We start from the raw sequence: 6954 nt of genomic DNA on the forward strand, positions 1-6954 counted from the left end.
AGGACAATGACGACTACGAGAAGATGCAGTTCTACTACCATCCTGACCATTTGGGTAGCAGTAGTTACATTACCAACTTGGACGGCGAAGTATCACAGCACATCGAGTATGTACCGTTCGGTGAAGTGTTCATAGAAGAGCGCAACAATACTTGGAATACCCCTTATCTCTTTAATGCGAAGGAATTTGATGAGGAAACAGGTAGGTACTACTATGGTGCACGGTATTATGAGCCGAGGTTGAGTTTGTGGATGAGTGTAGATAGATTTGCAGAAAAATATTATAATATCTCACCTTATAGCTTTGGTGCTGATAATCCACTCCTTTCATGGATTCGATAGGAGATTTCGTGAATAAAATTTTTGACAGAAAAACTCCTAATCTTATATATACAAGGATTAAAAAGCAGAATAAAGGTCAAACTATTAAACGATAGCATATTTGAACCAGCAGGCAGCAATGTTATGCTGATTGCTGTTTTTTATACTTGAATTATTCTATTTATATACAAAAATCAGTTATGGCAGTGTTATTCAATTTGTATACTATGAGGAAGATCATTTTATCGACTACTTTGATAATATTAATTATAAATGCTTTGTTTTCATGTAATTGTTTTTATAAACGAAAGACTTTAAGAATTGCAAATAGTATGTCTGCAGCAGAATCTCAAGGTCGAGGTGCGCTTGTGTCTATATATAAAACGGATAGAACTGCAATAGTATTTGATAGTATATGTATTCACATAAAAGGATCATTTGTAGAGCATCCGTATAATTACAGAGATTACAATAGTGAAGCGTTAATAGTTGATAGAGATAGCTACCAATTTATAATTATCTTATCAGGTAGTGATAACTTGCAAAGCAAAGGTTATGGAGAAACTTGGGAAATAGATAACATTCCTGCATTTGAAGCACCGTACACGCTTAATTATTATTTTGAAAGGCAAGTTCCACCCGATACTATTGTGGTTACAATCTATGACATTCGTGATTTACCTAAGAAAAAAGTTATAAAGGAAATATCTTTTTACAAAGCACATGAGAAATAGTTGCACTGGAGAAATGTGGCGGAGCAATTACTCCTAAAAATATCTCATTAAAAAAAGGACTCTCAAGGAGACTCTAAGACTATGTTCAAGTCAGAATAAGGTGCTAAGTATTCAGAAAATCAACATTCATTATGGAAAAATTCTATTGTAGAATCTGTGGGTATAGATTAGGTTTTGAGCCATGGGGAGATGACGGGAAAACTCCAACCTATGAAATATGTCCTTGTTGTGGTGTTGAGTTTGGTAATGAAGATAGCACGATTAAATCAATTAAGGAGTATAGAGAAAGTTGGATAAAGTCTGGTTGCAAATGGTTTGAACAGAGTAAACGCGCCACAACGTGGTCATGGGAGAATCAGCAAAGACATATCCCCAAAAAGTTTAGATAATTATTTTTTACTAATGTTCCAAATTGGGAGTTGCTAAAATAAAAAGAACAACAAACGTGGCACGAAAACGCAAGCCACAATAGCAATAGAGAACAGAATGTATAATATTAAAACTGCAAGTCTATGGTAAACCATATATAGATTGTTTGAACTTACCCATACAAGGGTGTTCATCATTACCCTTATATGGGTATTAAAAGTACGAAGCAATAAACAGGAAAGAACGACGTTACATAATAGAACATAGTAGAAGTACAACAAAACGGTAATTTCATAATGAGATATAAACAACATATAGGACTGATTCCCAATGTTTCATATGGAGATTTCGTCCTTGGTTCAAATATCAATATGTATTTAGGCCAAGAGCATACAAAGAAAATGTATGATGAAGCTACATTTTCAAACATTTCTTATTTTTTCAAGAGAGAAGAAATTAATGTGTGGTGTGATACGGATGGTTCAATAAATACAATTATATGTTCTTCATATTGTCTATTTCATAATAAGAATCTGATAGGGATGAAGTATACAGATTTCCTTACAGAGTTCTCTAAAGAACCAGATAGTGAAGATAATATATATGTGTTAGTATCTGGAAAAGGGCAATGGCAACATGTATACGATTTTGAGCAAGATGGGTTGCAGGTTTGGGTTTGGAGGAATAGAATCCGGACAGTTCTCATTTACAATGCAAATTTATAGCCTTTGATAATCGGCACATTATCCATATAAGGGTAATGGGCAATATCCCGAATTGTTAAAGCACGAAACCTATCAAGCACGAATGTTTGTAACAACGTCTTGGGTAGATGGGCAACAGAAGATGATAATGCACATTGCTTTCTGAAAGAGCGAATAACACAGATAGGGATTGGCGGGCGCAGGAAAAGGTTGTGTAATATTTTCATCTTGCCATCCTTTTTTCTTCTCACTTTTTTAGGTAAATTTGCACAGAAATAAAAAATACAAGTACAATGGAAATGATGTCTGCTGTGCATCCTTTAGAAACTCCTGTTCCTGCTCGTGCTGTGAATCAGCGCGATGTTCTATCGTTAACGCTTCCTCCTATACCCCATTTGCGAGTGGCTTTTGTGGGAGTTGGGGCACGAGGAAAGTTAGCAGTGACGCGCTGGTGCCATATTCCTGGATGTGAGATTGCTGCGGTTTGCGATGTTTCAAGGCAAGCAGCTGAGGAGGCGGCACAACATGTTGAGCAATTAGGGAAACCGCGTCCTGCTGTTTATTGGGGCGAAACGGCTTACCGTGATTTATGTCAGCAGCAGACAATTCATCTGATTTATGTGTGCACCGATTGGCTTTCGCATGTGCCTATAGCCGTCCATGCCATGCAGCAAGGAAAGAATGTAGCGGTGGAAGTGCCCGCAGCACTCACTTTAGATGATATTTGGAAGTTGGTAGACACGGCCGAACGTACACAGCAACACTGCATGATGCTAGAGAATGCAGTGTATGACTATTTTGAAATGGCCGTGTGTCAGATGGCACGAGAAGGATTGTTGGGCGAGCTTGTGCATGTGGAAGGTGGCTACGCACATCCTATTGGCGAGCGTTGGACACGTTGGCGTATGGCGTATGCTCACCTTAATGGTGGAGATATTTATCCCACTCACAGCATTGGACCAGCTTGTAGGCTGTTGGATATACACCGGACCGACCGGCTACACTATCTCACAGCGATGCAAACCAACGCATTCCAGGGTAGGTGGATGTATCAAAAGGTGATGGGCGAGCCTTGCAATAGTTTTGCCAATGGCGACCAGACGTCTACAATGATACGCACGGTGAAGGGTAAAACCATCCTCATACAACACAATGTGATGACGCCACGACCCTACAGCCGCATGTTCCAAGCGGTGGGTACACAGGGCTATGCCGCCAAATATCCTGTCGCTGAAGTGTTGCTCACTGCCGAAGCTGCTGCTAAAGTTGGTATAGCGTTAGACAATAGCAACGCGCCTTTGAGTGCTTCACAAATAGAAATGCTGCTCAAACACTACGCACCGGCCTTTCCGTCTGAGGCCATCAACTTAGCCAAACAGCTCGATCCGCGTGGCGGCATGTCCTACTTCATGGACTTGCGATTAGCGCAATGCCTGCAACAAGGTTTGCCGTTGGATATGGATGTGTACGATTTGGCGGAGTGGTGTTGCATCGCCGAACTTTCAAAACGCTCCATAGCGCATGGCTCCATGCCTGTGATGATACCCGATTTCACGCGCGGCGCAGGTATTGTGGAAACGGCCTTACTAACTAAATGATATGAGAACAGTTTTGTTGGTTGCGTACATAAGGAATAATGAGATCACACTGTCAAGGCACGTGTTCTGTAAAGCCACATGAGTAGGAATGGGAAAAGGACATAATCATAAATTATAATCAATATTGTATGGCAAAAATGACACCGAAAGATTATTATAAAGAAAAAATTGACAGTCATAATGAAAGATTGAAACATATAACAAAAAAAAGTTCTACGTTTCTTTTTGGGAAGTTGTTGTTTTTCTTCTTGGCGGTTTCATCCTGTGTTGTATGGATATATTATGTAAACAAAGACATAGTTTGGCTGTGTGGGGTAATTTGCTTTATGATATACCTCATATTGATGTATCTTGATAATAAAGAAATGAATAAGCAAAGGTTTATTCAAAAGCAGATTGGGGTACTCTCTAATGAAATAAGCAACTTAGAAGGAGTGTTTACCAACAGCAATGGGATAAAATATATTTCTGTGAATCATCCCTATACATTTGATATCGACATTTTTGGCGAAAACTCTCTGTTTCACAGAATAAATAGGACGATAACTCAGGAGGGAGCTGATAGATTGGCACAAATATTATCAAATGTTGGGATGGGAAAGGAAGCAATACTACGCCGTCAAGCGGCTATTTCCGAATTAGAGGGGTTAAATGAATTTAGATTGGATTTCCAATGTATTGGGAAAAGAGATAATCAATTTAGTGACAGGATTATTGCTGCTTGTTCTACAAATTTGAATGTAAATATATTGAAGTGGATTGTAAGAATATCATGGTTAATCACAGCGGTTTCTTCTCTTTTACTAATAATCTATTCTCTACTTAATATTCCAGTTAAAATAACTTTCATAACTTTGATAAGTATGATATTCATAAATGGAATGATGAGTGTGTTTTTCTTCTATCGAAGCGGGAAAATAATGAATCGAATAAATTCATTAATTACATCGATATTGCAATATTTTCCAATGGTTGAATTATGTACTAAGAATAGATTCAATAGTGTGATTCTTAACAATATCCAAGCTGATTTTTTGGAACAACGAAAGTCTATTTCGAAACTACGTTCTATGAGTCAACTGCTTCATTTTAGAAATAATTCTATGTTATGGATATTTGTTAATTGTTTTGCAATTATAGATATATATACCGTTCTCCAATTTGCTTTATGGGAGAAACGTTATCTTTCAAAATTGCCTCAATTATTAACTGGAATAGGACATTTAGATGCACTCATTAGCTTGGCTAACTATAATTTTAATTATCCTAACACCATAACTCCCCAATTTGCTAATGAGGGAGTTAATGTACAAAACATATATCATCCATTTATTATGTCAAGGGATGTTGTCGGTAACGATTATATCCAGAACGAAAAATCAATATCAATAATTACCGGTGCTAATATGTCAGGTAAAAGTACTTTTTTAAGAACGGTTGCCCTTAATCTTGTTTTAGCTAATGCTGGATGTAAGGTTTTTGCAGAAAAGTTTTCCTTTAACCCTCAAATAAAACTATTTACAAGTATGAGGACACAGGATAATGTAACAATTGGTAAATCTTATTTTAATGCAGAGATCGATCGTTTAGCTCAGGCTATAGACTATGTTTTAGTTAATTCCCCCACTTTGTTAATTTTAGATGAAGTATTGAAAGGAACAAATTCAGAGGATAAATTACATGGAACATTAGAACTGTTGAAGTTCTTTTCTAAAAGAGATTTTACAGTAATGGTTGCCACTCATGATATAGGGGTAACTTCGCTTGAAAATGACTATGGCGAGTTGAAATTCAAAAACTATTGTTTCGAGATAGAATTGAGTGATCCAATTATTTACACTTATAAAATAAATAGAGGAATATGCAAAAATAGAAATGCGTCATATATATTATTACATATGTTATCTACAAAGAAATGATGTCACTTTATAGGATAGTAAAAAAATCAATACGAGTAGGATAATGTTACTTTGTAGAAGACGTCTTTACTCTTCTCCCCATTCGATATTCCAATGCAGACACGCCTAAATTCTTTTTGACGAATTTGCAGAAGGCGGTGTAGTTCTCGAATTGGAAGAGATCGGAGACAGCTTGCAGAGGTGTATCGGTGTATTTCAGTTCGCTCTTCACACGGTTGACGGCGCGCTCCAACAACACCTCTTGTGCAGGTTTCCCCTCGAAGCGTTTCACGGTGTATGAAAGGTATTTTGGACTGATGAAAAGTTTGTCGGAGAAGTATTTCACATCGCGATGAAGACCATTATCCTTTGTCAGCAGAATTAAAAAATCTTTATAGATAATCTCTGCCCGATAGTGTTTTCGATTGGGCGGCGTGTGTGCTTTTGGTTGTTCTTGTGGCAGGTGGAAATCGTTCAATACATCAAAAAACAACATGGCGAAAAGGTGGTAGCACAGTTCTTTTTGATATTTATCATTGTTGGAAGTGCGGTAGCGCAGTATGCTTAGGAAGTAGTCCATGCGCTGATAAATATAGCGTTGCGTGTTGTTGATGATGGGTTTCTTGGCTAATAGCGCAAACAGATGCCACATCTCTTCGCCGCCGATGAGCATCGAAGCAACAGACTCTATGGAATAGCCCACCATGGAGGTGATGGTGTTTTCGGCTATTTCGAGGCGGCTGATGATGGCATAGGGTGGGCAAATGATGCAATCGCCAGTTGCCAAATGAAACGTTTCGTTGTTGAGCGAGAGTTGAACATTGCCCTGTAAGCAAAACAAAATCAGCAGGCAGCCTATGCGTATGTTGCCCGTTAATTCGGGATATTGTTCCGCAGGTGCAACGACAAAGTAATTGTCGTCGGCATAGACAGCCGGTTGATTTAAGTACGCAAAGTAGCTGATGTCGTAGGTTTTGATAACCTTTTCCATGTGTGATATTTGTTAATGGGTTGAATGTAGGACTGCTTTATAGGGAGCATTTTCAGCTGGTTTGTGCTGATGCAAGTGCACTGTTGTCGCTATAAAATGCTTGTTTGATGGGGCAAAAATACGGCTTTTTTCTGAGAAAGCCATGCGGGTTTCGTGGTTTTCGAACGAAGAGCCATGCCAGAATGCCCTGTAATATCCTTATGCCAGCCGTTCCCCGTTTGGGTTGGCGCGAGCATAAAGTTATGCCAGCGCTTCCTCGTTTGGGTTGATGCGAGCATAAGGTTATGCCAGCGCTTCCTTGTTTGGGTTGACGCGAGCATAAGGTTATGCCAGCGCTTCC

At 38.6% G+C, this 6954-nt stretch carries 7 protein-coding genes; 6 read left to right on the top strand and 1 reads right to left on the bottom strand.

The annotated features are described in order from the left end of the window. From X919_RS15115 to X919_RS0107715, 6 genes are all read left to right on the top strand, one after another. A partial coding sequence (locus X919_RS15115; protein ID WP_036917615.1) for an RHS repeat domain-containing protein occupies positions 1-341 on the top strand: 341 nt, incomplete at its 5' end. Between the two features lie 311 nt (positions 342-652). After that, entirely contained in the window at positions 653-1054 is a 402-nt protein-coding gene (locus tag X919_RS0107700) for a hypothetical protein (protein ID WP_253270115.1), read from the top strand. 131 nt (positions 1055-1185) lie between these two features. Beyond that, positions 1186-1443, top strand: coding sequence for a hypothetical protein (locus X919_RS16110; protein WP_081759441.1), 258 nt, complete (start codon positions 1186-1188; stop codon positions 1441-1443). A gap of 276 nt (positions 1444-1719) precedes the next feature. Continuing rightward, positions 1720-2148 (top strand): hypothetical protein, encoded by a 429-nt coding sequence (locus X919_RS0107705; protein WP_028899616.1) that lies wholly within the window; start codon positions 1720-1722, stop codon positions 2146-2148. 272 nt (positions 2149-2420) lie between these two features. Beyond that, positions 2421-3725 carry a Gfo/Idh/MocA family protein gene (locus X919_RS0107710; RefSeq protein WP_028899617.1) on the top strand — a complete coding sequence of 435 codons (1305 nt, stop codon included), beginning with the start codon at positions 2421-2423 and terminating at the stop codon, positions 3723-3725. 128 nt (positions 3726-3853) lie between these two features. Next, complete coding sequence (locus X919_RS0107715; protein WP_081759442.1) at positions 3854-5644, top strand: MutS-related protein; 1791 nt, start codon at positions 3854-3856, stop codon at positions 5642-5644. Positions 5645-5690: 46 nt separating this feature from the next. On the opposite strand, the gene X919_RS0107720 is transcribed toward X919_RS0107715, so the two are convergent. Beyond that, positions 5691-6614 carry a helix-turn-helix domain-containing protein gene (locus X919_RS0107720; protein ID WP_028899619.1) on the bottom strand — a complete coding sequence of 308 codons (924 nt, stop codon included), beginning with the start codon at positions 6612-6614 and terminating at the stop codon, positions 5691-5693. Positions 6615-6954: the final 340 nt, after the last annotated feature.

Origin of the sequence: Prevotella sp. HJM029 (genome assembly GCF_000599605.1) — a bacterium.
In the GTDB taxonomy this organism is placed as follows: Bacteria; Bacteroidota; Bacteroidia; order Bacteroidales; family Bacteroidaceae; genus Prevotella.

What these genes read in the sequence shown, in the direction of transcription:
- X919_RS0107700 (WP_253270115.1), top strand. Translation starts at nt 653, where the DNA reads ATGTCTGCAGCAGAATCTCAAGGTCGAGGTGCGCTTGTGTCTATATAT.
- X919_RS16110 (WP_081759441.1), top strand. Translation starts at nt 1,186, where the DNA reads ATGGAAAAATTCTATTGTAGAATCTGTGGGTATAGATTAGGTTTTGAG.
- X919_RS0107705 (WP_028899616.1), top strand. Translation starts at nt 1,720, where the DNA reads ATGAGATATAAACAACATATAGGACTGATTCCCAATGTTTCATATGGA.
- X919_RS0107710 (WP_028899617.1), top strand. Translation starts at nt 2,421, where the DNA reads ATGGAAATGATGTCTGCTGTGCATCCTTTAGAAACTCCTGTTCCTGCT.
- X919_RS0107715 (WP_081759442.1), top strand. Translation starts at nt 3,854, where the DNA reads ATGGCAAAAATGACACCGAAAGATTATTATAAAGAAAAAATTGACAGT.
- X919_RS0107720 (WP_028899619.1), bottom strand. Translation starts at nt 6,614, where the DNA reads ATGGAAAAGGTTATCAAAACCTACGACATCAGCTACTTTGCGTACTTA.